The organism is Tritonibacter sp. SIMBA_163, assembly GCF_046535935.1.
In the GTDB taxonomy this organism is placed as follows: Bacteria; Pseudomonadota; Alphaproteobacteria; order Rhodobacterales; family Rhodobacteraceae; genus Epibacterium; species Epibacterium scottomollicae.
Window position 1 is genome coordinate 1 of the sequence record NZ_JAWJBP010000469.1, and the last position, 271, is coordinate 271.

The 271-nt window shown below is 41.3% G+C and carries 1 protein-coding gene; it reads left to right on the forward strand.

Going from position 1 to position 271, the window contains the following annotated elements:
- Nucleotides 1-60: 60 nt before the first annotated feature.
- The coding region (locus tag R0J92_RS23155) for a Ycf34 family protein (protein WP_411053397.1) at nucleotides 61-271 on the forward strand (211 nt) is incomplete at its 3' end.

A 271-nucleotide genomic window follows, 5' to 3' on the forward strand; every position in this document is an offset into this window, starting at 1 on the left:
GTTAATAAAGAACCAGTAACCCATTACTCCTAAGCTAAACTAGCACTAAAAGTAAGCAGGGTGAAAAAGCATACTATGTGTATCTGTATTAACTGCCACTACGTTGATCGCTGCACAACTTATCATGCCGTAGAAACGCAGCACGAACAACCTCACCTGACGGATAATCCTGATTTTGAACCCATTGAACCCACGGTTAACGTTAACATCCGTCCTCAAGAAGACTATATCGAAATAGAATGGGATGTTGTCGGTTGTGAAAGTTTCCTTG